We start from the raw sequence: 3,309 nt of genomic DNA, 5'->3' as shown, positions 1-3,309 counted from the left end.
TTTAATTTTACAATTAACCTTCTCATTTCAAATAAGGATATGCAAGAAGGAAATTTGCATGTTAATTCTTGTATAAGAGTTGATAAAATATATACACTTTCACAGAGTATTGTTATTAAAAAGTTTGGAGCAGTTAAGCCTGAAATTATAAACAATGTAAAAGAAAAGTTAAGAGAACTCATCTAATAACAGGATAACATTCCTGTTATTTTTATAGTCATGTATTCTGTAAACAATGGCGAGACTTATCACAAGTAGGATGAAAATATGGATTGTAAAATAATCTTTGAGGGACTATTATATGGAGCTAAATAGGTAAATACTTATAAGCATAAAATAATGAAAGGGGAATCATTTTTGAAAACAATTGGGTTAATAGGTGGAATGAGCTGGGAATCATCACTGGAGTATTATAGAATAATTAATGAAACTGTTATATCAAAACTGGGAGGACTTCATTCTGCAAAATGCTTGATGTATTCAGTAGATTTTAATGAAATTGAATTATTACAACACCAGAATAAATGGAATGAGTTGACTGATATTATGGTAAATATTGCGGATATTCTAAAAATAGCTGGTGCAGCGTTAAAGTGCCCATTTTTGATACTACAACAATCCATGCTGTTTCTGCAGTGGAATATGCTCTGATGTAGTGTGTCTATTTGAAATCATGGTTTGCTAATAAAAAATTAAACGTATAATTCTGATAAAACCCTGATTTCTTTACATCAGGGTATTTTTACAAGAAGGTAGGTTCAATAATGAAAAAGACAAAAATAGCATTGGTACAAATGGAATCTTTAGTTGGAGAGAGACAGCGTAATTTAAAGAAAATAGAGCATTACATAAAAGAAGCATACAAAAACAAAGTAGATATAATTTGCTTTCCAGAAGCTTCCATAGATGGTTATAGTAAACAGGTTGATTGTGCAAAAGACGAAGAAGTATCTAAGTTGCGTAAGATACTTACTGCATGGGCTATGGATTATTCTATTACTATACTGGTTGGGTTTATAGAGGGAAATTCTACAGATAAACCCTATATTACCCATCTTATAATCACACCCGATGGCAAAATTGACTTTTATAGGAAAAGTCATTTAGGGAAAAGTGAAATAGAACATTTTTCAAGCGGCAATGAATTACCGGTTTTCAAAACCCCTACATCATCTATTGGTATTCAAATGTGCTGGGAAACTCACTTCCCTGAAATATCTAGAGTTTTAGCATTGAAGGGTGCAACTATAATATTTACACCCTTTGCTTCCCCTGTAAAAACAGGAGAGAAGGGAATCTGGTTAAAATATTTAGCTGCAAGAGCATATGATAATACGGTTTTCATAGCAGCCTGTAATTTAATAGGGACAAACGGTAAAGGGGCAACATTTGGCGGAGGACTGTTGGTCTTAGATCCTAAGGGAAACTCAATCGGAGAAGATTTTAATGGGGAAGAGAGTATTTTATTTGTAGAATTGGATCCGGAGTTAATCAATTGCATTAGAAAAGAAGAAAGCAGCATGAAATTTAGATATTACATGAATTATAGGAGACCGGAACTGTATAAGGAAATATGCAAATATCAATAGCGATACGAAAAATTGAACACAAAGCGCTCAATGTAAACCTTGACATATAAATAGGTTGACAATACCTGTGATATCTTGGTAAAATAAAGGGGACATTATAATGATAGGAGTTTTACATATGGCTTTTAAGACAAGAGACATGATTTTGATAAGCTTATTTGCGGCACTAACAGCTGTTGGGGCATTTATCAAAATACCTACTCCTGTTGTTCCCTTTACCTTGCAGTATTTATTTTGCGCCTATTCGGGGATTTTACTGGGGGCAAAAAGAGGCTTTTATTCTCAGCTGTTGTATTTGAGCATTGGGCTGATGGGTTTTCCCATTTTTACTAATGGCGGGGGTATAACATATATTTTCCAACCTACTTTCGGCTATATAATAGGTTTTGTGCTGTGTTCGTATATTATAGGAAAACTTACTGAAAGGCTTGCAAAAGTTACGGTGATGAGTCTATTTAGTTCAATTGTTGCAGGTATGTGCGCTGTGTATTTTTGCGGTGTTGTGCACTTATACATTATCATGAATTACTATTTGGGCAAGACCATGTCTGTAAAAGCCGCCATAATTACTGGTATGTTTCCTTTTATCTTAACGGATTTAATTTATAGTTTGCTTATAGCGGTTACTGCGGCTGCTATTGTGCCATTACTTAAGAAACTGGGATTAGCCGGTGAAATTAGCAGTTAAAAGTAGATAAGAAAACGATTTGGCACTGATAAATATAAAACTTTATCAGTGCCAAATTTTTCAGTTAATCTGTGATTAACAGGTCTTTTACGAAATTTGGGAGCTGAAAGCAGCTCTTTATAATTCCTTTATTTACATATTTAGTATCCTTATCAAAGGCCTCTGGATTTGGCTCTCTATATTTTTTTGAGCCCAGTGTAAATGACCAAAATCCTCCCGGGTAGGTGGGCACAGTTGCCATGTATAATTTAACTACAGGAAATATACTCTTTAAGCGCTTCTGTATATTTACCATCATCTCAGGATAGAAAAAGGGAGATTCACTCTGGCAAACCATTAAGCCGTCTTCGTGTAAATTGTTATATAAATCTTTATAAAACTCAAGTTCAAAAAGCTTCACTGCCGGCCCTACAGGATCTGAAGAATCCACTATAATTACATCATAAAGGTAATCTCTTTTTTCCTTTACAAAAGCTGTGCCATCTTTAAAAATAAAATTTACCCTGGGGTCAGATAGATCGCCGGAAACTTCTTTGAGGTATTTTTTAGATGCTTTAACGACCATTTCATCGATTTCCACCATATCAATTCTTTGAATGCCGGGATATTTCGCAACTTCCCTGGCTGCCCCACAGTCTCCGCCGCCGATTATAAGGACATTCTTTGGATTTGGATGAATATTGAGAGGTATATGTGTAATCATCTCATTATATATATATCCGTCCAGTGCAGTGCTTTGAATGGCACCATCTAGTACCAGCATTGGACCAAAGTCATAGGAGTCAAGTATCATGATATGTTGAAATGGGGAGGTTTCAGAGTAAACTACTTCTTTGATTCGATAGTTGATTTTAAGGTTGTCGCGATCGATTTCGGTGAACCATATTTCATCACCTACTTGTTGCAAATATTTTTCCATTTTCATCATAGAAAAACCTCCTTTGTATTTTTTCCGTATTGTAAAGTTAAATGAAAGTTGAGGACCCGTCAGCCTTTCTGGTACAATAGTTTCACCACAAAACACCAAATCAA

The 3,309-nt window shown here is 34.7% G+C and carries 4 protein-coding genes and 1 pseudogene; 4 read left to right on the top strand and 1 reads right to left on the bottom strand.

Annotation, left to right across the window (positions count from 1 at the left end):
* The 4 genes and pseudogenes from JT739_RS12520 to JT739_RS12505 all read left to right on the top strand — a co-directional run.
* A partial coding sequence (locus JT739_RS12520; protein ID WP_237661458.1) for a type II toxin-antitoxin system PemK/MazF family toxin occupies positions 1 to 186 on the top strand: 186 nt, incomplete at its 5' end.
* A gap of 171 nt (positions 187 to 357) precedes the next feature.
* Positions 358 to 585 (top strand): annotated as a pseudogene (locus JT739_RS12515) (aspartate/glutamate racemase family protein); the annotation flags it as partial.
* Between the two features lie 179 nt (positions 586 to 764).
* Positions 765 to 1,589: a nitrilase-related carbon-nitrogen hydrolase gene (locus JT739_RS12510; RefSeq protein ID WP_237661456.1), complete on the top strand. Its 825-nt coding sequence runs from the start codon at positions 765 to 767 to the stop codon at positions 1,587 to 1,589.
* Between the two features lie 118 nt (positions 1,590 to 1,707).
* Entirely contained in the window at positions 1,708 to 2,277 is a 570-nt protein-coding gene (locus JT739_RS12505; RefSeq protein ID WP_237661455.1) for a biotin transporter BioY, read from the top strand.
* A gap of 64 nt (positions 2,278 to 2,341) precedes the next feature.
* Here the strand turns inward: JT739_RS12505 and speE are convergent, their stop codons facing one another.
* Positions 2,342 to 3,205 carry a polyamine aminopropyltransferase gene (gene speE / locus JT739_RS12500; RefSeq protein WP_370642685.1) on the bottom strand — a complete coding sequence of 288 codons (864 nt, stop codon included), beginning with the start codon at positions 3,203 to 3,205 and terminating at the stop codon, positions 2,342 to 2,344.
* Between the last annotated feature and the right edge of the window lie 104 nt (positions 3,206 to 3,309).

The organism is Tepidanaerobacter sp. GT38 (assembly GCF_021991635.1).
Taxonomy (GTDB): Bacteria; Bacillota; Thermosediminibacteria; order Thermosediminibacterales; family Tepidanaerobacteraceae; genus DTU063.
This window is presented reverse-complemented; position numbering and strand designations above follow the sequence as displayed.

Coding starts and splice junctions, on each gene's coding strand:
- speE (WP_370642685.1), bottom strand. CDS start 3,205: ATGATGAAAATGGAAAAATATTTGCAACAAGTAGGTGATGAAATATGG.
- JT739_RS12505 (WP_237661455.1), top strand. CDS start 1,708: ATGGCTTTTAAGACAAGAGACATGATTTTGATAAGCTTATTTGCGGCA.
- JT739_RS12510 (WP_237661456.1), top strand. CDS start 765: ATGAAAAAGACAAAAATAGCATTGGTACAAATGGAATCTTTAGTTGGA.